The organism is Streptomyces sp. NPDC041970 (assembly GCF_055588985.1).
This window is the reverse complement of record NZ_JBVJCD010000035.1, coordinates 45,254-69,707: the sequence shown is the minus strand read 5'-3', so window position 1 is coordinate 69,707 and position 24,454 is coordinate 45,254. Positions and strand designations below refer to the sequence as shown.

At 73.2% G+C, this 24,454-nt stretch carries 20 protein-coding genes and 1 tRNA gene; 11 read left to right on the top strand and 10 right to left on the bottom strand.

From position 1 onward, the window contains the following. Window positions 1-194 (bottom strand): aconitase family protein (locus ACZ6EJ_RS18420; RefSeq protein WP_469268281.1); only part of this gene is annotated, 194 nt, incomplete at its 3' end. Window positions 195-428: 234 nt separating this feature from the next. On the opposite strand from ACZ6EJ_RS18420, the gene ACZ6EJ_RS18415 reads away from it, so the two are divergent. The 4 genes from ACZ6EJ_RS18415 (at window position 429) to ACZ6EJ_RS18400 (ending at window position 4,126) form a co-directional block, all read left to right on the top strand. Beyond that, complete coding sequence (locus ACZ6EJ_RS18415; protein WP_469268279.1) at window positions 429-899, top strand: hypothetical protein; 471 nt, start codon at window positions 429-431, stop codon at window positions 897-899. A gap of 466 nt (window positions 900-1,365) precedes the next feature. Beyond that, window positions 1,366-1,438, top strand: a tRNA-Arg gene (locus ACZ6EJ_RS18410). A 419-nt stretch (window positions 1,439-1,857) separates the two neighbouring features. Beyond that, complete coding sequence (locus tag ACZ6EJ_RS18405; RefSeq protein ID WP_469268278.1) at window positions 1,858-2,979, top strand: DUF6923 family protein; 1,122 nt, start codon at window positions 1,858-1,860, stop codon at window positions 2,977-2,979. A gap of 355 nt (window positions 2,980-3,334) precedes the next feature. Then, complete coding sequence (locus ACZ6EJ_RS18400) at window positions 3,335-4,126, top strand: ATP-grasp domain-containing protein (RefSeq protein WP_469268277.1); 792 nt, start codon at window positions 3,335-3,337, stop codon at window positions 4,124-4,126. On the opposite strand, the gene ACZ6EJ_RS18395 is transcribed toward ACZ6EJ_RS18400, so the two are convergent. Further along, on the bottom strand, window positions 4,119-5,906 hold the full coding sequence (locus tag ACZ6EJ_RS18395; protein WP_469268276.1) for an MFS transporter: 1,788 nt from the start codon (window positions 5,904-5,906) through the stop codon (window positions 4,119-4,121). The genes ACZ6EJ_RS18400 and ACZ6EJ_RS18395 overlap by 8 nt on opposite strands. A 655-nt stretch (window positions 5,907-6,561) precedes the next feature. Beyond that, window positions 6,562-9,252 carry a D-alanyl-D-alanine carboxypeptidase family protein gene (locus tag ACZ6EJ_RS18390; RefSeq protein ID WP_469268274.1) on the bottom strand — a complete coding sequence of 897 codons (2,691 nt, stop codon included), beginning with the start codon at window positions 9,250-9,252 and terminating at the stop codon, window positions 6,562-6,564. Window positions 9,253-9,444: 192 nt separating this feature from the next. Between ACZ6EJ_RS18390 and ACZ6EJ_RS18385 the strand changes: the two genes are divergently transcribed. The 3 genes from ACZ6EJ_RS18385 (at window position 9,445) to ACZ6EJ_RS18375 (ending at window position 11,835) form a co-directional block, all read left to right on the top strand. Then, on the top strand, window positions 9,445-10,164 hold the full coding sequence (locus ACZ6EJ_RS18385; protein WP_469268273.1) for a GOLPH3/VPS74 family protein: 720 nt from the start codon (window positions 9,445-9,447) through the stop codon (window positions 10,162-10,164). 260 nt (window positions 10,165-10,424) lie between these two features. Further along, window positions 10,425-11,282, top strand: coding sequence for a helix-turn-helix domain-containing protein (locus ACZ6EJ_RS18380; RefSeq protein ID WP_469268272.1), 858 nt, complete (start codon window positions 10,425-10,427; stop codon window positions 11,280-11,282). Window positions 11,283-11,628: 346 nt separating this feature from the next. Next, entirely contained in the window at window positions 11,629-11,835 is a 207-nt protein-coding gene (locus ACZ6EJ_RS18375) for a DUF397 domain-containing protein (protein WP_469268270.1), read from the top strand. A gap of 260 nt (window positions 11,836-12,095) precedes the next feature. On the opposite strand, the gene ACZ6EJ_RS18370 is transcribed toward ACZ6EJ_RS18375, so the two are convergent. From ACZ6EJ_RS18370 to ACZ6EJ_RS18360, 3 genes are all read right to left on the bottom strand, one after another. Continuing rightward, entirely contained in the window at window positions 12,096-13,211 is a 1,116-nt protein-coding gene (locus ACZ6EJ_RS18370; RefSeq protein WP_469268268.1) for an ADP-ribosylglycohydrolase family protein, read from the bottom strand. A 315-nt stretch (window positions 13,212-13,526) separates the two neighbouring features. Further along, window positions 13,527-15,938 (bottom strand): tetratricopeptide repeat protein, encoded by a 2,412-nt coding sequence (locus ACZ6EJ_RS18365; RefSeq protein WP_469268266.1) that lies wholly within the window; start codon window positions 15,936-15,938, stop codon window positions 13,527-13,529. Window positions 15,939-15,950: 12 nt separating this feature from the next. Then, window positions 15,951-16,295, bottom strand: coding sequence for a hypothetical protein (locus ACZ6EJ_RS18360; protein WP_469268264.1), 345 nt, complete (start codon window positions 16,293-16,295; stop codon window positions 15,951-15,953). On the opposite strand from ACZ6EJ_RS18360, the gene ACZ6EJ_RS18355 reads away from it, so the two are divergent. After that, the gene (locus ACZ6EJ_RS18355) at window positions 16,294-16,902 is read left to right on the top strand and encodes a hypothetical protein (RefSeq protein WP_469268263.1); all 609 of its coding nucleotides are present in this window, start codon (window positions 16,294-16,296) and stop codon (window positions 16,900-16,902) included. The genes ACZ6EJ_RS18360 and ACZ6EJ_RS18355 overlap by 2 nt on opposite strands. Before the next feature lie 48 nt (window positions 16,903-16,950). On the opposite strand, the gene ACZ6EJ_RS18350 is transcribed toward ACZ6EJ_RS18355, so the two are convergent. After that, a complete protein-coding gene (locus ACZ6EJ_RS18350; protein ID WP_469268262.1) occupies window positions 16,951-17,766 on the bottom strand; it encodes an NPP1 family protein in 816 nt (271 codons plus the stop codon). Window positions 17,767-18,263: 497 nt separating this feature from the next. Here ACZ6EJ_RS18350 and ACZ6EJ_RS18345 point away from each other — a divergent pair, with 497 nt between their 5' ends. The 3 genes from ACZ6EJ_RS18345 (at window position 18,264) to griH (ending at window position 21,631) form a co-directional block, all read left to right on the top strand. Further along, window positions 18,264-19,547, top strand: coding sequence for an aspartate kinase (locus ACZ6EJ_RS18345; protein ID WP_469268260.1), 1,284 nt, complete (start codon window positions 18,264-18,266; stop codon window positions 19,545-19,547). Window positions 19,548-19,630: 83 nt separating this feature from the next. Next, on the top strand, window positions 19,631-20,452 hold the full coding sequence (gene griI, locus ACZ6EJ_RS18340) for a 2-amino-4,5-dihydroxy-6-oxo-7-(phosphonooxy)heptanoate synthase (protein WP_469268259.1): 822 nt from the start codon (window positions 19,631-19,633) through the stop codon (window positions 20,450-20,452). Between the two features lie 66 nt (window positions 20,453-20,518). Next, window positions 20,519-21,631 carry a 3-amino-4-hydroxybenzoic acid synthase gene (gene griH / locus ACZ6EJ_RS18335; protein WP_469268258.1) on the top strand — a complete coding sequence of 371 codons (1,113 nt, stop codon included), beginning with the start codon at window positions 20,519-20,521 and terminating at the stop codon, window positions 21,629-21,631. On the opposite strand, the gene ACZ6EJ_RS18330 is transcribed toward griH, so the two are convergent. From ACZ6EJ_RS18330 to ACZ6EJ_RS18320, 3 genes are all read right to left on the bottom strand, one after another. After that, window positions 21,598-22,956 (bottom strand): MFS transporter, encoded by a 1,359-nt coding sequence (locus tag ACZ6EJ_RS18330; protein ID WP_469268257.1) that lies wholly within the window; start codon window positions 22,954-22,956, stop codon window positions 21,598-21,600. The genes griH and ACZ6EJ_RS18330 overlap by 34 nt on opposite strands. A 121-nt stretch (window positions 22,957-23,077) precedes the next feature. Then, a complete protein-coding gene (gene griF / locus ACZ6EJ_RS18325; protein WP_469268255.1) occupies window positions 23,078-23,998 on the bottom strand; it encodes a grixazone synthase in 921 nt (306 codons plus the stop codon). Window positions 23,999-24,028: 30 nt separating this feature from the next. Beyond that, on the bottom strand, window positions 24,029-24,412 hold the full coding sequence (locus tag ACZ6EJ_RS18320) for a tyrosinase family oxidase copper chaperone (RefSeq protein ID WP_469268254.1): 384 nt from the start codon (window positions 24,410-24,412) through the stop codon (window positions 24,029-24,031). Between the last annotated feature and the right edge of the window lie 42 nt (window positions 24,413-24,454).

Here is a 24,454-nt window from a genome sequence, read left to right as displayed (position 1 = left end):
GTGTTGTGATCCTCCGTCGCCAACGTCAGATCCACCCGCCGCACCGAACGCCCCGCCCGCCGCAACCCATCGAACGCCTGCGGACTCGTCACCTCGTGCAACAGATGCAGATCGATGAAGAGAAGATCCGGCTCACCCTCCACACGCCGAACCACATGATCGTCCCAAACCTTCTCCGCGAGTGTCCTACCCATCGCTTTCCCTCCGGCGGGCCGCAACGGCCCGGTCATGTCAGGTCGAACTCCGCTGACCTTCGCTGGTGTCGGAATGCCCAGGGGCGCCAAGCCGAGGACGTGGCCAACGTAGGGACCGGTGTCCTCCCCACGTCCTCACTCCGTCCTTGCGGAGGTCCTGGTGGGGGCGGTGATGGAATGTCTCGCGGGGCGACGAGGAGAACGGGTGACCATGCGCTACAAGACCTGCTGGCGGTGCTGGCCGCCTCATCGCTCCTGCTCTCCTGTTCCACCGCCGACCCGGACCGCGTCACGCGCGACGCGTACCCGCACTGGGAGAAGGCGGCCGGCGCACCCGAGGTCGCGGACTTCATGAAGGTGGAGGTGCCGGTGGGCGCGACGGAGGTGAAGGGCGCCGTCCAGGCCAATCCGCAGGAGGACGTCTACCTCCTCTCCTTCGTCACCGAGACGAAGAAGGCCGTCGAGATCGTGGAGGACCTCCGCTCCGAGAGGCCCCTCCACACCAGGGCCGTAGACCCTTCCCCCGCTCGGGAACTCTTCGGGCACCTGGGGCTGCCGGAACCGCAGACCCTGAAGGGAGCCCGTCGGACGGGGGTGTGCCCGCCGTGCGTGCAGGACCACCGACGGCGCGCCGTCGCGTGGATCGACGTCCACGTGTACGACATGGCAGCCGGCAGGACCCGCGTGTACCTCCACGCGTTCTGATCACCTCCGGCCCGACTGAGCCGCGACGAACTCCCCGCTGAACGAGTTCCACAAGGCAGGACCGGACCAGGACCAGGCACGCGGGGAGGCGCCCCGAGCGACGAGGGGAGCCGCCGCACTGACCCCGGCGGAGGAGTGGCGAAGCGGACCACGCCTACGCCCTCGAAGGGCCTGCCTCGTGCTCGTCTCTGTGCTGATCGTCACCTTCGGCAAGACCGGCACCGGCTCGCCCACCGAACCAGCCGTCGTCCGCAGCCGTACGGAATGCGCGTACCGGCGGAAACGAAAACGTGGCACACCTCGCGGATCACTATCCGCTACCCTGTTCCCTGGTCGGCCATGGCGTAGCCCCTGTCAGGCAGCATCGCTGCTCACCAGGGTCCACACCCACAACTGATCAGCGGGCTTGGCTTCCTTGCCGAAGATCCACTCAGCGGATTCTCTGCAGGGTTTCCTCCAAGCTCCGGCCTTCGTAGCTCAGGGGATAGAGCACCGCTCTCCTAAAGCGGGTGTCGCAGGTTCGAATCCTGCCGGGGGCACAACACATTACCGCCCTGACCTGGGGTTTCTTCCCAGGAAGGGCCTCGCTCGGCCCCGGACTCATCGTCCGGGGCCGTCTGCGTGAGCGGGCGGGCGGCGACCTCCGGTAGATCCCCGCGCGGCCCGCCGACCATCGCCAGTCGGTCACCACGCCCGCGGCTCCCGCACCGCTTGGGTCAGCGCATCCTCGCGCGCATCCTCTTGGTGCGCACACACGCTCGCAGCGTCTGCGGGAGCGGGACGCGCAGCGGGGAGAAGGCCGGGCTCGGAGCGGCCAGGCGGTGGCGTGCTCCCGTCGGCGCGCACCGCATCACAGTGACTCATTGCGTTCGAACGGACACGGAGGGTCCTTGCGGTGCCTGCGGGCGGGTGCGAATCATCAGGTGTCCCATCGATCACGTGGAAGGACGCCCGCCTCATGGCTCACCGCAAGGTGTACCTCGCCGTCGGCAGGACCGACACCCGGCTCTACCGCTTCGACCCCATCGACGGTGACACGCGTGTCGTCGACGGCGTCCCGCCCTACAGGCCCGGCTACACCGCCATGGGCGCGCAGTACCGCGGCGACGACCAGGAACCCCTGTTGCTGGCGGTGAGCCACGACAGGCTCATCACCATCGACCCGGCGGCCGGCACCCTGAAGGAACAGGCCGTCGACGGGCTGCCGAGCGATATCCCGTGGTTCGACGGCGACATGGACCCCGACGGCAAGACCCTCTTCGTCGTCAGCAACCCCGAGGCGCACAGCTACGCCATCGATGTGGCGGCCGCCACGGCGACCCCGCGTTCCGCTCCGGGAGGCGGGCGGTGGGACGACTTCGCCTACCACCCCAAGGACGGGCGGCTGATCTCGGTGGAAGGTGACAACGGCGACCTGCTGCTCATCGATCCGGGGCGGGAGCCCATGAGGACGGTCCTCAAGAAGCGGGTCTTCCCGCCGGCGGAAGCCAGCACCGCGGCCGGCTCGCGTACGTCGTACTCGGCCACCTTCTTCGACCAGGACGGCAACTTCTACGCGGTCGACTCCGCGGGCAACGTCAACCACCTCGACCTGACCCAGGCCGCGGTCCCCGACCGCTCGCAGCGGGTCGGGCGGGGGAAGGTGCCCGTCGGCGCCCTTGAGATCATGAACGGCGCCGGGCGCATCACCCCTCTGCCGGTCCCGCCCAGCTATGACGAGATCGCCGTGTCCAAGAAGTTCAACCAGACGTGGGAGACCAGCGAGCCCCGAGGCAGGGTGTACAGCTTCCAGCTCACGCTCACGGCTGTCACCAAGGGCAGCGGCACGGCCGAGGACGTCAGGAGGTTCCGGATCTCCTTCGACCTGCCCACGGTCAAGGGCGCGAAGGCCGAGGCGTCCGGCGTGACCGTCATCGCCCAGGACGGCAAGGCGTACCTGGAGTCCCAGAACGACCAGCTCCTCACCGCGGGCGCCTCCCGGCCGATCTCCGTGCAGATCACCGTGCCGGGCGACCCGGCGCACCTGCCTCGGGAGTACCCCCTCGACGGCCTCAAGGCCACGCGCCTGCCCGGCGCCTGACCCGTCACCTGACCCGCCTGACCCGTCGTACGGGGCAGCCGCGCGGACACGAAGCAGGAGGCGCTCACGGGCCGCGCACGGCCCGCCTCCCGCGACTCCTGCGCCCGCACCGCCTCGTACGCCGTCGGGCACGGCGCCGCCACCCGGCCGGCCCCCTCGCCCGGTACCTCCTGGCGGCGGGACCGGCGCGGATGGGCGGGTCCGGGGCAGTGCGACGCGTGCGCCCACCCCGGTCCGGGGCAGTGCGACGCGTGCGCACCCGCCCCGCCGACCGGCTCCCGGACCCCGCGCCCCCACTCTCCCGGTCGCTCAATGCGGTGGGCATCGCGCGCCCCGCACCGGAGAATCAGGACCCATGACCGCCCCGCGCACCCTCCTGCTCCCCCCTCGACTCACCGCCTCCGCACGGTCGTTGCGGGACGCGGCGGTGCAACGCGGCCTGTGCGTCGTGGAGTCGACCGGGTCCACCGCGCCCGAGCCAGCCGTCCGGGCGGCCGGGGGCGGCGGGGCCGTGCATCTCCACGCCGGGCCCTCCTTCGCGGACGCCGTGGCCCCCGCGCTCGGGGTCGCCCTGCTGGAGGCCCCGGCGGACTGGCTCGCGCGGTTGCCGTACGCGTACACCCGGCGGGAGGTCCGCGCCATGCCCCTCGGCGAGGCCCACCGGCTGCGCCGTCCCGTGTTCGTCAAGTCGCCCAACGACAAGAGCGTCGCGGCCCTGGTGTACGCGGACGGGTCCCGGCTGCCCGGCCCGGACGCCATGGACCCGGAGACGGTGGTGCTGGTCAGCGAGGTGATGGCGTTCGCGGCCGAGTACCGGCTCCATCTGCTCGACGGCGCCGTCCACACCGCGAGCCAGTACGCCGAGGCGGGCCGCCTCCGGCTCGGGCCGCCGGCCGCCGACGCCGTAGCGTTCGGGCGGGATCTGCTGGCGGCCGCCCGTACGACCCTGCCGTCCGCGATCGTCGTGGACGTCGGCGCGGACGACGCGGGCCGGTGGGCGGTGGTGGAGGCCAACGCCGCCTGGGGCAGCGGGTGTTACGCCGCCGATCGCGATCGGGCCCTCGACACCGTGCTGCGGTCCGCCGGGCCCTTCACCGAACTGTCCCGGCGCGACCGGCACTTCGTCCGCGGGAAAGCCCTCAACTGAGCTCTTCCGGGCAGGGGGTGCCGGGCTGGAGCTGGTACGGGGCGGCCAGCCGGTACGTGCCCGGTCGCGGCGCGAGCAGTTCGGTCCACTCGTCGCCGTACGGGCCCTCCTCGACCTTGTTGAGGCAGCCGTGGGTGTTGACGAAGGTCTTCGGCGCGTCCTCGTCGATCTTCGACCGCTCCTTGGACTCCTCGGTCTCCTGCGGGCGCTTCAGGCTCTTGCCCTGGTCGTCGACGAGCGCGAGCCAGCGGGAGTAGGGGACCCGGATCAGCACCCGGCCCGCCGACCGCACGTGGATCGTCAGCTCGCCCGCGCCCGCCCGCTCCACCGTGGCGGGCGGGTCGGCGAGCGGCACCGGGTCCAGGACCCGGTAGAGCTTCCAGTTGGCGTCGCGCCAGATCTCGCGCAGGTACGGCTGCCCCTTCTCGACCAGCTCCGCCTCCTGGACCGCGCCGGAGGAGTCCGGCCTGCCCTCGGGCAGCACCACGTAGTGCACGGCCCAGCGGTCCAGCCACTCCCGGTAGTTCACCGGGTCCAGCGTGTCGTCGTAGAAGAGGGGGTTGCGCTCCATGTCGGCCTGGCGGTTCCAGCCGCGGGCGAGGTTGACGTAGGGGGCGAGTGCGGACGCCTCGCGGTGGCTGCTCGCGGGCACGACCTCGACGCGGCCGCGCTCGGCCTTCACCTTCTGGAGCTGGTGGACGAGCGGGGCCAGCTCGCGGTTCCAGGACGCGGTGGGGGCGGTGCGGACGATGTCGTCGACGCTCTTGAAGCCGATCCAGAAGGTGAACCCGGCGAACGCGAGGACCAGGGCGTACCAGCGGCGGCTGCGCGGCCTCGTGTACGGCAGGGCCGCGAGCAGCACCACCCCGGCGAACAGCATCGCCATGCGGGTGACGTTCGACCCGATCTGCGAGTCGACGACGTACGTGAGCAGCGTGCCCAGGCCGTAGACGGCGGCGGCGGTGCGCACCGTGTGCCAGTCGCGCGGCACGAGGAGGAAGACCAGGACCGCGAAGAGGAACGGCAGCGACAGCGACCCGAGCGACATCGGCTGCGTCCCGGAGAACGGGAACAGCCAGGCGGACAGCCCCACCACGGCGACGGGCGCCAGCCCGATCGCGTACGCCCCCGGTCGGCGCTTGTGCAGGAACAGCGCCGCCGCGACGACTCCGAGGAAGAGTCCCGCCACCGGGCTGGAGGCGGTCGCCAGCCCGGCGAGCGGGGCGGCGACGGCGGCCTTGGCCCACCGCTTGTACCGCCACCGGTACGGCCAGCAGAACACCGCGGCCACGGCCCCGACGGCGAACATCATGCCCAGCCCGAACGTCACCCGGCCCGACAGCGCGTTGCACAGGTAGGCGAAGACCCCGGCCAGCGAGCAGACCAGCGGGTTGCGGACGGCGGGGACCCGCACGAGGATCAGCGCGGTCAACCCGGAGGAGACCGTGCCGACGATCATCATCGTCGTGCGGACGCCGAGCACCGACATCAGGTAGGGCGACACCACGCTGTACGAGACGGGGTGCATCCCCCCGTACCAGGCGAGGTTGTACGCGGTGCCCGGATGCCGGCCGACGAACTCCGCCCAGGCGTCCTGCGCCGCGATGTCGCCGCCGGTGTTGGCGAAGAAGAAGAACCACAGGAGGTGGACGAGCGCGGCCACCGCCGTCGCGATGGTGACGGGGTGCCGCAGCAGTCGCCGGGCCCGCGTGGGCTCCTCGGACGCGGCGGAGCCGGGGCGGGGCTCCGGGGCGCTGGGAGTCGGTACACGGAGGGTCACGGCGTCCTCCTCGGCGCTGGCCCCGGCCCCCGCACCAACCTTCACCGCGGCCACGCGGGCGGTCGCGGTCCTGGGCGCGGCCCCGGCGGCGGAGCGTTCGGCGGGGTCGGGTTCGGCGGGGTCGGATTCGTCGCGGGAAAGCTGAGCGGGGGCGCCGGGCACGGCTCCCGTACGGGCGGAGGGGCGGACTTCGGTCGCGGTGGCTGCACCGGCGGACGACCGGGCCTCGGGCACGGTCCCCGCACCGGAAGGGGGCCGGGCTTCGGAGGCGGCCTCCGTGCGGGCGGAGGGGCGGGCTCCCGGCACGGTCGCCGGACCGGGGGACGGTCGGGGGCCGGTCGAGGTGGCTGTGCCAGTGGACGACCGGGCCTCGGGCACGGTTCCCGTTCCGGCGGACGGTCGGGCTTCGGACGCCGTCGGGGTTCCGTCCGGTCCGGTCCCCGTGGTCTCGTCCGTCTCGCAGCCGGGCTTCGGCTCCGCGGTGGTCACTGCGGCCTCTCTCCGTCCTCCGCCGGCCCCGTGGCTGGGGAAGGGCGCCTTCCGGCGTCCTCGCATGGTCCGGGGACGCTAACACGTACCTCCGGCACGTACCTCTGTCATGGCAGCGGGGGGCGGGGACGCCGGTCGCGGCGCCGCCCGCCCCCCTCGACCGGCCTCAGCCGATCCTGGTCAGCTTGTCGCCGAAGGCCGGCTGGGTCAGGTCGCTCTTGAGGACGACCGGGGCCGCGACCTTCCCGGTGCCCGTGCCCACGGTCACCATCCCGACCTCGCTCCCGGCCCGCGCGGCGCTGTCGATGCGCTCGCCGTTGTCCGTGACCTTGAGCTCGACCTCCAGGCCGGGCCAACCGACCGCCTTGAGGTTCTTCGTGGCGACCACCGGGGTCCGCCCGCCGAAGCCGTTGTCGACGTACCCGACGACGTCGCCCTTCTTCACCACCGTCGCGGAGGTGGGGGCCTTCTGGGCGTCCTTGATCAGCTTCAGGCTGTTGGTCAGGGACAGCGACAGGCTGTCGTAGACGCGGCCCGTACCGGCCTGCTGGCCCATGACCGCCCCGTAGATCCACAGGCGCTTGCCGTCCACGACGGTGTTCGCGGACCAGAGCAGGTTGCCGCCCGCGGGGGTGGAGGACCCGGTCTTGATGCCGCTCACGCCCGGCTCCAGCAGGAGGGTGTTGTTGTTGTAGATCTTGCCCTGTATGCCCTTGATCTCGATCTCGGGCATGTCCACGATCTCCCGGAAGACCTCGTTGCGCATGACCGCCTGCGCCAGCTTGAGCTGGTCGGTGGCGGTGGAGACGGTGGTCTTCTCCAGCCCGCTCGGGTCCGTGTACGTCGACCCGGTCATCTTGAGGTCCTTGGCCGCGTCGTTCATCTTGTCGAGGAACGCGTCCTCGCTCCCGGCGTCCCAGCGGGCGAGCAGCCGCGCGGCGTTGTTGCCCGAGGGGATCATGAGGAGCTGGAGCAACTGCCGCTGGCTCAGCCGCTGCCCCTTGGTCAGCGGGGCCGTCGACTCGTCGGCGCGCTTGGACTCGTCCTCCGCCTTCTGGTCGACGGTGATCATCTCGCCCTCCTCGTCACCCTTGAGCGGATGCTCCTTGAGGATCACGTGGGCGGTCATGACCTTGGCGACGCTGGCGATCGGGGCCGACTTCTGCGCGCCCTCCGAACCGAGCGATCCGACGCCGTCCACCATCACGGCCGACTGCCCCTGGCCCGGCCAGGACAGCTTCGTCTCGCCGCCCCCGAAGGTGTACGTCGGCTTCGCCGTGAGCGTCAGCTCGGGCTCCGGCAACGGGCGCACCACCTGCGCGATCGCAAAGACGATCAGCAGGAGGAGGACCAACGGGGTCCAGATCTTGATCCGCCGGACCGCTGTGCGGACCGGGGTCTCCGGCGGCGGCGGGGTGTTCGTCAGCTCGGCGAGCAGGTCGAGCGGCGGCTTCGGCGGCATCGGCTGCTGCCGGGTCCGCTCGGCCGCCGCCCAGGACGGCGCGCCGGCGGCCCCGGCCCCGGTCGTCGCCGCGGCGCCCGGCACGGCACCGGCGGCGCTCGCGGGCGCATCGGTCTCCGGCGTGCGGGGCGCGGGCGCGGGGCGTACGTCGTCGGAGCGCAGCGGCACGAAGGTGCTCGTGCGCTCGACGTCACTCTCCGGCGCGGCCTTGGAGGTATCGGTGGAGGCGCCCGTGGCCGCGCCCGCGGTGGCGCCCTTCGCCGACGCGTCCGGGGTCGCGGTCTTGTCCGCGCGATGCGGGGGGAGCTTCAGCGAGGTGGTCTTCTGGTCGACCCGTTCCGTGGGCTTGATCGCCTTGAAGACGGCGGTCGGCTGATCGATTCCTCGCAGGTCAGAGCTGGCGTCAGCGGAAGCGGGCGCGGACGCGGCGTCGGCGTCGCGCGTGCCCGTTTCGGTGCCGGTGGCGGCTGCCCCCGCGTCGGCGTCAGTGTCGGATTCGGCATCCGCGTCGGCGTCGGCGTCGGGCTGCCCCGCCGACTCCCGCTCCGCCTTCGGCTCAGCCGCCTTCTCCGGCTTCGGCTCCTCTGCCGCTGCCGCTGCCTTCTCCCGCTCCGCGTCCTCCGCAGCGGGCCCGTCCTCACCGGCGTCGACCCACGCGGCCACAGCGGTACGCAGCCGTGCGTCCCCGGCCTCCGCGTCCGCCGCGGGCTCCGAGTCCTCCCCCGGCTCGTCCGCAGGGGCGTCCGGCCCCGCCGGGGCCTCCGCGCCCTCCTCAGGGGCCTCCGCGGGCGTCACGGCCTTCCCGGCGGCCGGGGCGGCCGTCTCGGGGCCGCGCTCCGCCTCGTCCTCGACGGCGCCCTCGGCGGGGTCCCCGTCGGCGGCGTCCGCCGCGTCCTCGGCAGCGCGCCCGTCAGCGGCCTCAGCCGCGCCCTCGCCGGTGTCCTCCGCCCCGTCCTCGGCAGCACTTCCGTCAGCGTCCTCCGCCGTCTCCTCCGGGAGCCGGGGGCGGAAGACAGCGGTCGCCGTGTCCGACACTGGACCAGAGGCCGGGCCCGCGTCGCGCGGGGAGTCCGGAGCAGCGTCCACCTCCGCGTCCCCCCCGGCAGCGTCCTCGGCCGTCTCCTCCGGGAGCCGGGGGCGGAAGACGGCGGTCGCCGTGTCCGACGCCGGACCGGAGGCCGGGCCCGCGTCGCGCGGGGCGTCCGGACCGGCGTCCGCCTCCGCGTCCCCGTCCCCGTCCGTGTCCGTGCCGGAGTCGGCGGCGGCGCTCCTGTCGGTGTCCGCGTCCGCGACCGCGTCGGGGGCGTTCACCACGGCGAGGCGCGGGTCGCGTTCCTCCGCTGCCGTCCCCGACGACTCCTGCTGCTCCGTTTTGCCGGGGGACTCGCCCGCCACCGATGCCTCCTCGTGCGCTGCGGGGTCACCCCGCGCTGTCCGAACCATCTACCAGTGTCCTGTGTGAACCCCTGGCCGAGCTGCTAGACGGGAACGACATACCTACTGGTTCCCGTACAAAGCCGCCAGGCGCTCTCGACAGACCAATGTGAGAGGGGTCACCCTGTCACTCATCCACGCGGGGAGGCATGGATGGGCAGGAGCCGCAGAACAATCCCGGAGGAGCTTCTGCTGCTCGCTCTGGACCCGACCACGGGTACCACAGCGCAGCCGCAGTCGCTCGACCTCGGCCTGGCCGGGGCACAGCTAGTGGAGCTGGCTCTGGCAGGACGGATAGCCCCTGACGGGGATCGTATCGCCGTGGTGATGCCACGGCCGACAGGAGATCCGACTCTGGACTCCGCACTGGAACTGCTGCGACGTCGCGGCAGCCCGGTCCGGGCGGTCCACTGGATCGGCGGGCCCCGGCTGGGGCTGCGCCAGATCTACCTCGCGCACCTGGAGCGGTGCGGCATGGTCCATGCCGTGGCGGGTCAGATGTGCGGGGTTCTGCCGACGACTCGCTACCAGGCGACGGACACGGCGATCAGCCGGGACATCAAGGCCCGGCTGGACAGTGCGATCCGCACCGGCGTACCGCCGGACCCGCGGACCGCGGCGCTCGCCGCGCTGGCCCACGCGGTCGGACTCGGCAAGCACCTGTACCCCGGAAACGAGGGGCGCTCCTCGCGCTCCCGGCTCCGGGATCTGATCAGGCACGACCCGATGGGCGGTCTCGTGGCGCACGCCGTGATGGACGTCCAGAACGGTGTGGCCGTCCAGCCGCGCCGTACGCAGCAGGCAGCGGGCGTTCCGTTGCAGCCGCAAGCACCGGGCCGTCGCGGCAGCATGGCGCAGACCGCCGCGGGCTGACCGGCCGGAATCGGTCGACCCGCGACAGCGCCGTACCGCCGTCCTCGGACCCGGTTCGGGAGTCGCACTCACGCGCGGGGCGGCCGGTGGTCACCACCACCGGCCGCCCCGCGCGTCCGCGTGTCCGCACGCCGTCGCGCGCTCCGGTGCGTACGCCCCCCGCTGTCCGCGTCTGGCCGTTTCCCAGCGCGGCCGGTGCACGGGGTGGCAATCTGCTGAGCAGTAGATACGCACAGCTACACAGCCGGAGGTGCCGTTCCGTGCCGTCCAACGTCAATCCCACCGTAAGGCGACGCAGGTTGGGCCAGGAGTTGCGCCGCCTGCGCGAACTCAAAGGCATGACGGCCGAGGAAGTCGCCGAGCGCCTCCTGGTCTCCCAGTCCAAGATCAGCCGTCTGGAGAACGGCCGCCGCTCCATCAGCCAGCGCGATGTGCGCGACCTCTGCGGGGTCTACGAGGTCGAGGACCACCGCATCGTGGACTCGCTCATGCAGATGGCCAAGGACTCCCGCCAGCAGGGCTGGTGGCACGCCTTCGGCGACATCCCGTACAGCGTCTACATCGGTCTGGAGACGGACGCGGAGTCGCTGCGCGTGTACGAGCCCCAGGTGGTGCCGGGCCTGCTCCAGACGCGGGCGTACGCCGAGGCGCTGATCAGCGGCGCGCTGCCGGAGGCTCCGCCCGCCGAGATCGAGAAGCGCGTCAACGTGCGGGCCAGGCGTCAGGAGCGGGTCAACGCGGTGGAGAGCCCGCTGCGCCTGTGGGCCGTGATCGACGAGTCGGCGCTGCGCCGGCAGGTCGGCGGGAAGCAGGTCATGCTGGACCAGCTCGAACACCTCATCGAGCAGTCGCACCTGCCGCATGTGACCGTGCAGGTGCTGCCGTTCGAGATGGGCGCGCATCCGGGCGTCAACGGGCAGTACGCGATCCTGGAGTTCCCCGACGCCGCGGACTCCAGCGTCGTCTACATCGAGGGCGTCACGAGCGACCTCTACCTGGAGAAGGCGAACGACGTGCAGCGCTACAGCGTCATGTACGAGCACCTGCGGGCGCAGGCGCTCAACGTGGACCAGACGCGGCAGTTCATCAGCGAGATCGCCAAGTCGTACACGAGCTGACGGCGCGCCGGAGCCGCCCCTCCCCTCCCCGGCCGCCGCTTCCGCCACCGTCCCGGCGCGAGGCCGTCGACCCGCCGACCGTGCTGCCGTCGACACCGCCGGCGCGACTGACGGAATCCGGACACACGCTCGGTCGTCGGAAGGGGGTCGGGAGGGGAAACAGGCTGTCGAGTGTGTGGCGGCGGGAGAATACACCGTCACCTGCTCACCGCGTCACCCTTACCGGGGGAACGCCATCCGGTCGAGTGAACGGCCATCTCATGGACGGGGCTTGGCGAGTAGCGTCGATCACGCCAATCGGCATCAGGTTGGTGCGACTCTTCCAACTCTCTGAACCGGAGTGAACATGGCAATTCTCCAGGGTGCTACGGACACGTGGACCAAGTCGTCCTACTCCGGGGGCAACGGCGCGTGCGTCGAGGTCAAGTCCCCGGTCGCTCTGTCCATCGCCGTCCGTGACTCGAAGGCCCCCGAGGGCCCCTCGCTCACCTTCGTGCCCGGCGCGTGGAACGCGTTCGTGCGCGACGTCGCGGCGGGCACGGTCGACGCCTGATCCCGAACGGCCGGGGACGTCCGGCAGCCGGCCGGTCGCACGGCGAGCGCCCGTCAGGGCACGCGCGAGGCGACCGCCGGCCATGAGCACCATCTGACGCAGCCCTCTCGACCGGTTCGCCGTCCTGGCCGAGGGGGCCGCCGCAGTTCTCCCGCCGGGCGGTCGAGCGTCCGTGCGGGCCGCCTCGCCCCGGCGTCCCTGAGGCGCGGGGAGCGGCCCCTCCGGCCGGCACGACTCCCGTACGGGCGTGTCCGGACCCCTCAGACGCGCGGGTAGCGGGCCAGCCAGCCCGGAGCGGTGGTGTCCGCGCTGTGCAGGGCGGGACCCTGGGTCATCTCCATCGCGAAGTCGTCCGCCAGTTGCAGGAGGGTGGCCCGCCCCTCCAACTCCGCGAGCCAGGCCGGCGGCAGCGCCGTCTCGCCGTGCTGCACGCCGAGCAGCGCCCCGCAGACGGCCCCCGTGGCGCGGGAGGGGCCGCTGTGGTTCACCGCGAGCCGCAGCCCGTGCCGGACGTCCTCGCTGACCAGCGCGCAGTACACGGCGACGGCCAGCACCTCCTCGGCGGCGTCGCTCGCTCCCAGCGCCTCGATCAGGGCCGGACCGGGGATGCCCCGCCGCACGGTGCCGAGGGCGTGCTGCAGCGCCTCGGTCACCGGTTCGTGGCCGGGCCACTCGGCCAGCAGCGCCTTCGCGTTCTGCACCGCGCCGTCCAGGCTCTCCCCGCGCGCCAGCCCGTGCACCAGTACGGCGAAGGCTCCGGCGGACAGCCGGGCGGCGGGGTGCCCGTGGGACTGGGCGGCGCACTCGACGGCCAACTGCAGGACGAGCCGCGGCTCCCAGCCGACGAGCAGGCCGAACGGCGCGGACCGGGTGAGCGCGCCCGCGTCGCGCGCGGTGGGGTTCTTGGGCTGGTCCAGGGTGCCCATGACGGTGTCGCCGAAGCCGCCCAGGCATTCCCGGCTGGGAGCGCGGCGGGTGTAGAGCCATTCCTCGGCGGCCAGCCAGCCGTTGTCCTCGCGCCGCTCGTCGGGTCCCCAGGCGTTCTGGGTGGCGGCCCAGCGCAGGTGGGCCCGGTGCACGTCGGTGGGCGGGTGCCAGGCCCCGGTGTCGCGGCGGACCTGGGCGCGGATCAGCCCGTCGACGGTGAACAGGGTGAGCTGGGTGAGCGCGGTGACGGCCCCGCGTCTGCCGTGCGCGGCGACGTAGTCGACGACCCCCTCGGCGCCGTGGGCCGCGCGTATCTCCTCCAGCGCGAGCCCGCTGACCCCCGCCCCGAGCGCGTCCCCGACGGCCCCGCCGAGCAGCGCGCCGCGCACCCGGCTGCGGAAGTCCTGCTGTTCGGTCCGGCCCCAGACAGCCGTGGCGCCTGTGCTCACCCCGTCCCCTTCCCCACCTGCTCCCGACCCGTGCTCCCCGGCGCCGCGTGCGCCCGCGCGGCCCTGTGGCTCGGGCGACCGCGCAAGCACTGTATGCGAACGGACACGGTCGGCAGAGGGGCGATCGAGGTACGTACGGGTATGTCGACGGACGTCCCGCGCGTCGTTTTTGACCGGTGGGAAGCGGCGGACGGCAGGGGCGGGGACGTCGTCCGGCGCGCTCCAGGACCACAGATACCGGCCCGCGCGCGGGCGCGGGCCCGCGCGAGGACCGGCGCGACGCGGTACGGGCCCCGGTCCGCGCGGGCCCGTCCGTCACTCCTGCGCCGGAGGACCGGCGGCCCCGCCCGCGCCCAGACGTTCCCGCTGGGCGCGGGCCCAGGCGTAGTCCGGGTCGAGCGCCAGGGCCCGGTCCAGGTCCGCGAGCGCCTGGGCGCGTTGGCCGAGCGCCTCGCGGGCCAGGGCCCTGCTGCCGTGCGCCCAGGCGTACGCGGGGTCCAGGGCGATGGCCCGGTCGTAGCAGGCGACGGCCTCCTCGTACCGGCCCGTCGCCCGGTACACCTCGCCGCGCTCCCCCTCCGTCCCGGCCAGGCCCGGCGTCAGCTCCTCGGCCCGGTCCAGGTCCGCGAGCGCGCCCACCGGGTCGCCCAGGACGGTACGGACACGGGCGCGGCGGACCAGCGCCCAGGCGTACTCCGGCCACAGGGCGATCGCCCGGTCGAAGTCGTCGAGCGCCTCCTCGTGCCGGCCGAGGACGTGGTGGACCAGGCCCCGGCTGCCGAGGGGCACCGCGTCGGACGGGTCCAGGGCGTGGGCGCGGTCCAGCACGGTCAGCGCCTCCTCCAACCGCCCCATCCTGCGGTACGTCTCGCCCCGCTCGCGCACCGCCCACGCCCAGGTCGGGGCGAGCTCCTCGGCCCGGTCCAGGTCCGCGAGGGCGTCCTCGTACCGGCCGAGCGCCCGCAGGACCACCGCCCGCCCCTGGTAGGCGCGTTCGTTGCGCGGGTCCACCGCGACGGCCCGCCCGTGGTCGGCGAGCGCCGCGTCGAAGTCCCGGTCCCGGAAGCGGTCCCAGGCCCGCGCCACGAGGGCGTCCGCCCTGGCCCGGTCGTCCAGCTCGGCGCGGGTCAGCAGGAGTCCGAGGGCGGCGGTGGGGCGGGGGCCGTGGTCGGTGAGGGCGGTGAGCAGGTCCCGGCCCCAGTCGCGCAGGGCGGCGCTGTCGGCGTCCTCGCCCGCCTCCGCGAGGGTCCGGGCCCAGTGGCGGGCGACGGGCGGGTGCTGCCCGCAGACGTCGATCCCGGCGCGCAGCGCCTCGGGCAGCGCGGTGCGGGGGCGGGCGCAGAGCCGGTGGTACAGCACGTCCAGGGCCGCCCGGCACCACGTCTCGTCGGCCCAGAGGCGTTCCGGGGCGATCCCCTCGGCCGCCGCGTCCCGGCGGGCCGCGAAGGCCGCGGCCAACCGGTCGTGGGTCTCGGTCCACCGCTGCGGGGAACCGGTGCGCTGGAGGCGGAGCATGGGGGCCCGGACGACCGCGTGGTAGCGGGAGCGGCCCGTGTGGGGCTCGGCGACGAACGGCAGCTCGTGCAGCCAGTCGTAGAGCCCCGGTACGGGGTGCGGCGCGGCCACGGCCACCAGGTCCTCGTCGAACCGCCGGGGCAGGGCGCAGGCGAGGGCCGCCGCCCGGCGGGCAGGGTCGCTCTCGCCCGCCAGGAAGCGTTCGACGGCGGTGGCGTTGGCCTCGCCGGCCGCGCCGGGGTTCGCGGCGAGGGTGGAGACGAGGACGGGCAGCCCGCCGGAGAGCCGCAGCACCTCCCGTACCTCGGGCTCCTCCACCACCCCGCGTACGGTCAGCAGCCGGCGCGCCTCCTCCTCCGTGAACGGGCCCAGCGGTACGTCGGCCACCAGGCGGCCGCGGTCGCCCCAGCGCACGGGGTCCAGGCGGCGCTGGCCGGCCAGGGTCACGACGAGGTTGGCGGGCAGCGCCCCGTACCGCCCCGGCGTCAGCAGGTCCGCGAGCCAGGGGTCCAGTTGGGGAGCGGTGCGTTCGTAGGTGTCCAGGAAGAGGACGACCCAGGGCACGGTGTCCGCGACCCGCGCGATCTCCGCGACGAACACCGGGGTCAGGGCCGCCACCGGTTCCGCCAGCAGCCGGGCTTCCTCCTCCTGCCGCGCGCGCCCCCCGAACACCGCCCGCAGCCCGCCCGCGCCCCGCGCCACGACCGCCGGGTCGATGCCCCCGGCCAGCGCTCCGACGACCGGTATCGCCCCCGCCGCGACCAGCCCGGCCTGGGCGGCGGCGAGCGCTCCGGGCGAGGGGGTCCCGGCCGCCGCATCGCTGTCCGCCGCGAGCCGGCCCGCCGCCTCGTGGAGGGTGCGCCGGTACGTGGCGAGCAGCCGGTCCAGCGCCTTCAGCGGGCGCCCCTGCTCGGCGAACTGCGCCGCCACCGCGCCGAGTACGTCCGGCACGGCGTCCGTGCTCTCGTCGACGGAGGCGGTCAGCGCCCCGAACTCCCTTGCCGCCTGCCGCCATTCACGTACGAGCGAGGTCTTGCCCACGCCCGCGTTGCCCCGCACGTGGAAGACGAACCGATGCCGGGGATCCTCCGGAGGCAGGTGGAAGTTCCGTCGGAACAGGGCGAGTTCGGCTTCGCGGCCGACGAAGGCGGCACGGCGCTGCTCCTCGATGATCTGCTGGAGCGACAGGCGGCGGGGAGGGACTGAGGACATGGGACCAGTCTGTCAGCGCAGCGGCGGGTCCGGCGGCAGCCGCCGGCTCCGGGCGATGACCGGCGCCTCGCACGGCGAGGCGAGCGCCCGCGTCACCGCGGACCGCACGGCGGCCTCCCCGGCCGCCTCGTCCGCCGGCGACCCCCGAGCCCCTTCCCGTACGCCGTCATCGCGGAGGGGGCGCCCCTCCTCCCTGTCGTCCGCGAGTCGGGGGCCGACCGGTGGCGTGCGTCGTGTCTCCGTCTCCGTCTCCTCTCCGAGCGGGGCGCGGGCGCGGGCGGTGCGGCCGTACTCAGCCTCTCCTTGAGTACCGGCGCTCACGAGCGCGTGCCGGGCGCTTCCTAGGGTGGCGCTCATGACCCAGGAGACGACCCCGGCAGACACCTCGCCCACCACCGGCTCGCGCTGGTTCTACGGTTGCGCGTTCGCGGTGCTCGCGTTCGTCGTGCTGATCGCCCTGGGGGCGACGGCGGTGACCGAGTTCGAGAAGGGGCTCGACGGGGACGGGCAGTTGGAGCAGCCCGGCCCCTCGGGCAGCGGGGCCGATCCGCTGGGGCCGGGCATGACGGCACGGTACGAGGACGGGCTGTGGGTCACGGTCAGCCACGCCCGGCCCGACGACGGCGGCGCCTACCGTCTCACCGTCACCTACACGAACGGCACCGACGAGGAATTGCGCCTGGGCGGCGACGCGTCCGGGGAAAGCGTCTCGAACTATGGCTCCGCGCCGCTCGTCGTCCGACCCGGCACGTCTTTGGACGACTACGCCAACGGCTACGACGTCGCCTGGCTGGAGCAGGAGAGGTCGGCCGACGCCCTCCTGCCGCCGCTCCCCGCGGGCGAGAAGCGCGTCGTCCCGGTCCGCGTCAAGCCGACCCGGAAAGGGGTCCCGGTCACCGTGGAGGTCGCCCCTGCGGGGGCCGACCACCGGGAAGCGGCCCACTTCCAGCTCACCCTGGGCTGACCTGCCGACCCCCTGCCTCCGTCGATCGTCCGGTCGCCGTCCGCCCTGTCACGACCTGGGGTTGAAGGGGATGCCCGCGGGCTTGGCGTTGCTCAGCAGGGTGCGGAAGCGGTCGTCCTTGTCGGTGACCTTGATGGTCGCGGCTCCGAAGTCGGCGTTCATGAGGCGGTCGCGCAACTCCGTGCTGGGGAAGCCGTTCCAGTCGACGATCGGGGGGCGGCGCCAGTCGCCGTAGTGGTTCTCCGGCGGTTCGTCACGGTCGTTGGCGAGGCGGAAGAAGTGCGTGCTGGGGCCGTCCTTGTGGTACACGGCCTTGGGGTGGTCGCCGTCGAACCGGACCTGGGAGCGGGGGTAGGTCCTGACCGTGCTGTGCTGGGTGGTCGACACGTACTCCACCCGGCCGGCGCGTTGGTCCACCCACGAGATCACGTGCTCGAAGTCGTGCCGGTGGCCGCCGAGTCCGCTGCCGTGGACGGCCTGGTCCTTCTCGAAGTAGGCGGCGTACACGATGGCGCACCAACCGCTGTCGCAGTGCGATCGGGCGTACGTCTGGGAGTTGTCCAGGTCGTGGCGGTCGCGGCAGCTTCCGTTGATCGCTCCGGTCGTCCTCAGCCCCGTCGCCAGGGCGCCGTCCGGGCCGATGGCGGGGGTGGCGTAGCAGCCGTCGCCGTCGTAGTCGAAGACGGGGGAGAACGCGAGCTCGTAACCGCCCGCGTTCTGGGGGAGGTTGCGCGGCGGATCGGCGTGGGCCGCGGAGGCGGGGATCAGGACGAGCAGGGCGGCGGCGGCGAGGACCGCGCCGGTGCGGGAGGCCGCACGGCGGGGGCGTATCGGGCGGCGGTCGCGGCGGGACGGGGTACGCATGGTTCGCTCCTCACGGACCCGTCGGGGAGGGGACGCACGGCGGGAATGGATGGGACGGGTCCGGGAAGTCGATACCCACGGGGCGGTGGCGAGACGCCCCCAGCGCTTTCCCTCCGCGAGACGCCCCCAGTGCTCTCCCTCCGCCCGGACCCCTCTCCCCGTACGCACTCCTCCCCCAGCCGGACCGTCCCTCCGTACGGCCTCCTCTCCCGCCCGGACCGTCTCTCCGTACGGCCTCGTCCACCGCCCGGACCCTCCCTCCGCGCCGCCGTCCCCACCCCGTCGGTGCACGGGGTCCCCGCCGTTCCTCTTCGGTCTCCCCCGCCTCCTTCGAGGGCCGCGAAGGGCCCCCACCAGGCACGTGACACCTCGCCGGACACTCGATACGCCGTCAATAGCCTTCCGGTGCACCAGGGACACGGGGTCGATATCGGCCTGCTGGAAGCTCGTCGCAGCGCTCGGAAAGCCGGGCCCGACGAAGCGGGGGGAAGCAGCGCGTGTCTACGCAAGGCAGCGGTCCCACGGGCGACGTGGTGGTCCAGAAGTTCGGCGGCAGTTCGCTCGCCACCATGTCCCAGGTACGTCAGGTCGCCGACCGGGTCGGCGCGCTCGTCCGCTCCGGGCGGCGCGTGGTCGTGGTGGTCTCCGCACAGGGCGACACGACCGACGAGTTGATCGGCCGGGCCGACGCGGTCAACCCCCGCCCGGCCGGCCACGAACTCGACCAGCTCCTCGCCACCGGTGAGACCGCGTCCGCGGCGCTGATGGCGATGGCCCTCCAACGCGACGGCCTGGCCGCCACCGCCCTCTCCGGGGCACGGAGCGGCATCCTCGCCACCGGCCCGCACGGCGCGGGGATCATCGTCGCGATCGACACGGAGCACCTGCGCGGCCTCCTGGACGCCGGGCGGACCGTGGTGGTCGCCGGATTCCAGGGCGTCACCGCCGAGGGCGACATCATCACGCTCGGCCGCGGCGGCTCGGACACGACGGCCGTCGCGATCGCGGCCGAACTGCGGGCCGGGCACTGCGAGATCTACAGCGACGTGCCGGGCGTGTTCACGGCCGACCCGCGGGTCGTCCCCGCCGCCCGGCTCATGCCCGACATCGACATCGACGTCATGACCGAGATGGCGTTCGCCGGGGCCCGCGTCATGCACTCGCGGGCCGTCGAACTCGCCGCGCTCTACGACGTCGACATCCTCGTGGGCCGATCGACGTCCACCGAGACGGGCACCCGTATCCATCGACGAGACGGAAGCGACATGCTTGAGGACAGGACACCGGTGATCGCCGTCGTGCACGACGCCGACATCGCCCGTGTCACCCTGCGCACCCACGACACCCCGGACCCCTCCCCCGCCGTCTTCCAGTTCCTGGCGCGGGAGTCCATCCCCGCCGACATGACCACGGTCTCGCCCGCACCGGGCGGCGGCTACTCGATCGGGCTCACGGTCCACCGCTCGCACGTGGCGGACGTCAGCCGGTCCTTCCACGACATCACCTCCGCGGGGCGGGGCGGGGTCGAGGTCGAGGACAAGGTCGCCAAGGTCTCGATCGTCGGCCAGGGGCTGCTCAGCCGACCCCAGTACGCGTCCCGGATGCTCGCCTCGCTCGTCGGCTCGGGAATCGACGCCCGATCGCTGTCCGCGTCCCAACTGCGGGTCTCGGTCACCGTGCCCCGCGCCGAGGCGGTCCGCGCGGTGGGCCTCCTGCACAGCGAGTTCGGCCTCGACACCGAGGCGGACGCGATGACCCCCGGCGTCTCCCCCCACTCCTGACGCCGCCCTCCCCCCGCACACACCCTCACCCCGGTGCCGCCGCCCCGGCGGACGGCGCCCGTCACCACCCGACAGGAGCACTCATGGTGCCCAACGCGCCCTTCGGCAGGAGCCTGCGCCTCCAACGGCTCCACCACCACGCCCCCGACCGCCTCTTCATCGTCCCGCTCGACCACTCGATCACCGACGGGCCGCTGTCCCGCGCCCACCACCTCGACTCCCTCGTCCACGAGCTGGCCTCGCACCACGTCGACGGGATCGTCCTGCACAAGGGGTCGCTGCGCCATGTGAACCCGGAGTGGTTCACCCGGACCTCGCTGATCGTGCACCTGAGCGCCAGCACGATCCACGCCCCCGACCCGAACGCCAAGTACCTGGTCTCCAGCGTCGAGGAGAGCCTGCGGATGGGCGCGGACGCGGTCAGCGTCCACGTCAACCTCGGCTCCGACGAGGAGCGCCACCAGATCGCGGACATGGCGGCGGTCGCCGAGGCGTGCGACCGCTGGAACGTGCCGCTGCTGGCGATGATGTACCCCCGCGGCCCCAAGATCGCCGACCCGCGCGACCCGGCGCTCGTCGCCCACGCCGTGCAGGTGGCCGTCGACCTCGGCGCCGACCTCGTCAAGACCCTGTACGTCGGTTCGGTGGCGGAGATGGCCGAGATCACCGCGTCCTCGCCGGTGCCGGTCGTCGTGGTCGGCGGGCCGCGCGACAGCGACGAGGGCCGGATCCTGGCCTACGTCGACGACGCCCTGCGCGGCGGCGCCGCCGGCGTCGCCATGGGCCGCAACGTCTTCCAGGCCACCGACCCCGGAGCGATGGCGGACAAGCTCGCCGCCCTCATCCACCACAGCGAGAGGTACGCGCCGCCGGTCCCGGCCGGCGCGGCCCCCAGCGCTGCCTGATCTCCCCTCTGCCGCGGTCCGCCCGGTTCCGCGCTGCCCGTTCCCACGCTTCTGAGGAGTTCTTCCATGTCTGCGAAACTGACCTGGCTCGACGTCCGCAACCTGGGCGAGGCCCGTGCCGCCATCGTCCAGGAGGCCCTGCACCACCGGGTGGACGCGCTGGTCGCGGACGACCCGGCCGACCTGGCGGACCTGCCGCCCACCGTCACCAAGGTGCTGCTGCTCCAGGGCAAGCCGCTGCCGGGCGAGTTCGGTGACGCGAAGGTCGTCATCGTCGACCCGGAGAAGCACGGCGTGACGACCGCCGAGCTGAGCCTGAAGCACCCGGAGATCGAGTTCGGGCGGTTCGTCGAGATCATCGACGCGCCCACCCTGGAGGACGCCTGCGAGTCCTCGCGGACCGAGAAGTGGTCCGTGCTGCTCTTCCGCGACCCGACCAAGATCCCGCTGGAGATCGTGATCGCCGCCGCCGCGCGGGCCACCGGCTCGATGGTGACCATCGCGCAGGACCTGGAGGAGGCGGAGATCCTCTTCGGGGTGCTGGAGCACGGCTCGGACGGCGTGATGATGGCCCCCAAGCGCGTCGGGGACACCGCCGAGCTGAAGCGGATCGCCGAGGCCGGCATCCCCGACCTCGACCTCACCGAGCTGCGCGTCATCGAGACCAGCCACATCGGCATGGGCGAGCGGGCCTGCGTGGACACCACCACCCACTTCGGCGAGGACGAGGGCATCCTGGTCGGCTCGCACTCCAAGGGCATGATCCTGTGCGTCAGCGAGACCCACCCGCTGCCGTACATGCCCACCCGGCCGTTCCGGGTCAACGCCGGCGCCATCCACTCGTACACGCTGGGCAAGGACGAGCGCACCAACTACCTCAGCGAGCTGAAGACGGGCAGCAAGCTCACCGCCGTCGACATCAAGGGCCGCACCCGGCTGGTGACCGTGGGCCGGGTGAAGATCGAGACCCGGCCGCTGATCTCCATCGACGCCGAGGCCCCGGACGGGCGCCGCGTCAACCTGATCCTCCAGGACGACTGGCACGTCCGGGTCCTCGGCCCCGGCGGCGTGGTCCTCAACAGCACGGAGCTGAAGCCGGGCGACACGGTCCTCGGCTACCTGCCCGTCGAGGACCGCCACGTCGGCTACCCGATCGACGAGTTCTGCCTGGAGAAGTAGGACCGACCGGCGGGCTTCGCGCCCGCACCGGCCGCGCCGCTCGGGTCCTCCCCGGCGGCGCGGCCGTCGTCGTGCCGCCGGTTCGCCGCGACGGCCGGCACCAGGACCACCGCGACGGCCCCGGCCACGGCCCCGAGGGCGAAGACCAGGAACCCGCCGCTGTCCAGCCCCCGGCTGACCAGCACCCCGCCCAGCCACGGGCTGACGACGGCGCCGAGCCGGCCCACCCCGGTGACCCAGCCGATCCCGGCGGCGCGGTCCGCGGCCGGGTAGAAGCGGCCCGCGACCGCGTAGACCATGGTGCTGGCGCTGAACAGCCAGATGCCCGTGAAGGCGACGACCCCGTAGGTGACGGCCAGGGAGGGCCCGGTGGCGAGCAGCGCGAGGCCCCCCGCGGTCAGCAGGAACCAGCAGGTCGCGACCCGGACCGCGCCGAACCGGTCGGCGACCCTGCCGGCGACCAACATGCCGACGATGCCGCCCGCGTTGATCACCATGAGGAGGCTGACCGAGGTGGACAGGCCGTACCCGGCGGAGCGCATCAACTGCGGCAGCCAGGTCGAGATCCCGTACACCAGGAGCAGCCCGCAGAAGGACGCCGCCCACAGCAGCGGCGTCGCCAGGCGGCGGCCCGGCGCGACGAGGTCCCGCACCGCCCGCAGCCGGCCGGCCGCCCCGGCCGCGGGGGCGTCCTCGGCGGACGGCGCCGGCAGACCGTACCGCTCCGCCGTCGTACGGGCCTCCTCGAACCGCCCCCGCGCGTACAGCACGCCCGGCGCCTCCGGCAGGTGGCGCAGGAGCAGCGGTACGGCGACGAGCGCGGGCAGCACGCCCGCCGCGAAGGGCCACCGCCACCCGTGGTCGGGGGCGAGCGCGAGGCCCAGCCCCGTCGCCGCCATGCCCCCGGCGTGGTAGGCGGTCATGAGGATGCCGGTGGCCAGGGCCATCTGGCGCGGCGGGGAGAACTCCGCCACGACGGTCAGACAGATCGGCATGAGCCCGCCGAGCCCCAGGCCCGCCAGGAAGCGTCCCGCGCCGAACTGCGCGGGGTCCCCGGCCAGGGCGCAGACCCCGGACCCGGCGGAGAACAGCAGGACGCACCAGACCAGGACGGGGCGCCGGCCGATCCAGTCGGTGACGTTGCCCGCGGTCAGGGCGCCGATCAACATGCCGAAGGTGGTCCAACTGCCGATCCGGCCCGCCGCCGAGGCGTCGAACCCGAAGGCCGGGTCGTCGAGCATGTACGGCATGACGGCGCCGTAGATCGTGACGTCGAGCCCGTCGAAGAAGACGACGAGCCAGCACAGAGCGAGTACTGCGTACACGGGGTTCCCTCCCGCCTCGGACGCGGCGCCGGACGCGCGGCACCGCCGAGGCGGTGGCGTGCGCACAACGCAGCGGTGCCGGGCAACGCGTCCGCGCTGCCCGGCACCGTCCCGCCGAGGACTACTGGTCGTAGGTGTAGAACTGGGTGTGGTCGAGCAGGTCCGCCGGGGTCTTGGTGTGCCAGGGCCCGAGCGGGGTGTTGATGTCGGGGACGTCCTGGGTCGGGACGGTGGGCAGGTAGTGCGGCACGTCGGGGTGGCGCTCCTGCCACAGGGCCCAGCACCGGTCGATCATGCAGTGGTTGAGGAAGAACACCGGGTCGTTGGGCGAACCGATGTACATCATGTGACCGCCGGTCCAGACGTGGGCCGCGCCGTGCAGCTTGCCCAGCCGGGGCTCCCAGGCGAACTTGGTGTAGCCCTCCAGGTGGTTGCGGAAGCTCTCGTAGGGGGGCGTGCCGCCCGAGGTGTGGTTCCAGGGCGGGCAGTCGTACACCGGGAGCGCCAGGGTCTCCTCCAGCTCCTGCGGCGTCGGCAGGTTCGGCGTGAGGGTGCCGAAGTCCCGGACCAGGTAGTCCCGGTCGTCATGGGTGTAGTTGCCGTTCAGCGCGGGGTCCTCGGGGCCCTCCGGGATCACGCTGACGTTCAGCTTCCAGCCGTTGTCGCGGGCGAACGGCCCGGTCATCACGCGGCGGTCGCCGGGCCGGCCGTTGCCGCCCATGAAGTCCTCGGACCACAGCGGCGACTGCTCGCCGTGGTCGGTGGTCCAGTCCCAGTACGGCAGGGTCACCCGCGGGTCGACCTTCTGGAGCGCCTGCTCGAACTTCAGCAGGTACTGCCGGTGCCAGGGCAGGAAGCCCGGATTGACGTGCCCGAGGCGCTTGCCGGTCTCCTTGTCCAGGTAGTCCATGGAGTTGACCCGTATGTGGAGCTTGACGAACTGGTCGTAGATCCCGCGCCTCTTGATCTCGAGGACGGCGTGGACGAAGCGGCGCTTCTCCTCGGCCGTCATGGCGAGGTGGTTCTTGCGTACGTGGACCATCGCTGGGGTTCCTTCGCTCCGGGGCCGGGATCAGATGTGGGTGACGTGCGAACCGTGCGTGGACGGCTGGAGGGCGGCGCCGCGCAGCTCGTCCACGGCGCGTCGGGCGGCGTGCAGCGGGCTGGGCGCCATCTCGTAGTGGCACATGGAGCTGAGGTAGGCGTCGTCCGCGAACTTCATGAGGTGCAGGGGCTGGTCGTCGATGAAGACGCCGCCGCCCGCAGCCGCGGCGGCGACCCGGATGGTGCGGCCGCGGTAGCGCTCGGTGTGGTCCTGGCCCGCGGCCTCGGCGGGCGCGGTGGGCGCGGTGGCCTCGGTGGACTTCTCGCCGTCGCCGATCGTCAGGGGGACGGCGGCCGCGGCGGCGACGAGCGCCGCACCGGTGGTGGCCATGACCATCTCTCGCCGGTTCATGGGCATAGGGGGGTCCTTTCTCGGGGTGAGGGCGGGGTGGGG

Bases quoted from the DNA above. Each gene is read 5' to 3' on its own strand.
- ACZ6EJ_RS18350 (WP_469268262.1), bottom strand. From the start codon at position 17,766: ATGCGTACCCCGTCCCGCCGCGACCGCCGCCCGATACGCCCCCGCCGT.
- griI (WP_469268259.1), top strand. From the start codon at position 19,631: ATGGTGCCCAACGCGCCCTTCGGCAGGAGCCTGCGCCTCCAACGGCTC.
- griH (WP_469268258.1), top strand. From the start codon at position 20,519: ATGTCTGCGAAACTGACCTGGCTCGACGTCCGCAACCTGGGCGAGGCC.
- ACZ6EJ_RS18400 (WP_469268277.1), top strand. From the start codon at position 3,335: ATGACCGCCCCGCGCACCCTCCTGCTCCCCCCTCGACTCACCGCCTCC.
- ACZ6EJ_RS18375 (WP_469268270.1), top strand. From the start codon at position 11,629: ATGGCAATTCTCCAGGGTGCTACGGACACGTGGACCAAGTCGTCCTAC.
- griF (WP_469268255.1), bottom strand. From the start codon at position 23,998: ATGGTCCACGTACGCAAGAACCACCTCGCCATGACGGCCGAGGAGAAG.
- ACZ6EJ_RS18365 (WP_469268266.1), bottom strand. From the start codon at position 15,938: ATGTCCTCAGTCCCTCCCCGCCGCCTGTCGCTCCAGCAGATCATCGAG.
- ACZ6EJ_RS18385 (WP_469268273.1), top strand. From the start codon at position 9,445: ATGGGCAGGAGCCGCAGAACAATCCCGGAGGAGCTTCTGCTGCTCGCT.
- ACZ6EJ_RS18355 (WP_469268263.1), top strand. From the start codon at position 16,294: ATGACCCAGGAGACGACCCCGGCAGACACCTCGCCCACCACCGGCTCG.
- ACZ6EJ_RS18320 (WP_469268254.1), bottom strand. From the start codon at position 24,412: ATGAACCGGCGAGAGATGGTCATGGCCACCACCGGTGCGGCGCTCGTC.
- ACZ6EJ_RS18360 (WP_469268264.1), bottom strand. From the start codon at position 16,295: ATGAGCGCCACCCTAGGAAGCGCCCGGCACGCGCTCGTGAGCGCCGGT.
- ACZ6EJ_RS18405 (WP_469268278.1), top strand. From the start codon at position 1,858: ATGGCTCACCGCAAGGTGTACCTCGCCGTCGGCAGGACCGACACCCGG.